This is a genomic window from Phormidium sp. CCY1219 (assembly GCF_055795085.1).
In genome coordinates, this window is sequence record NZ_JAYFEQ010000146.1 from 1 (window position 1) to 277 (window position 277).

The following is a 277-nucleotide window of genomic DNA, read 5'->3' on the forward strand; positions in this document are numbered from 1 at the left end:
TCGTGGCTTTTAAGGGCATCGCCCCACTTTTTTCTACCTTAATCGAAGAGGTAATGTCATTAAAATCATCACCCACCCAAGAGGTATCCTGAGTTAATACTTTGCTGCGTCCGGAAAAGTTCGCATGTTCGTACAGGGTCACTTTCAGTCCCGCAGGTACGCGCAACGAACTGAGGCGATCGTTGCCAATTTTCAAGCTGGCAATATTATAACTGCCTTCGGTTAGTTCTTGACTGGCTCCTTGGAAGTTCCCGTGTTCGTAAATCGTGGCTTTTAA

At 46.2% G+C, this 277-nt stretch carries 1 protein-coding gene; it reads right to left on the minus strand.

Translation table 11 applies throughout. The features are described from left to right. Positions 1-277 (minus strand): peptidase inhibitor family I36 protein (locus tag AC0QH1_RS00760; protein WP_324628813.1); only part of this gene is annotated, 277 nt, incomplete at both ends.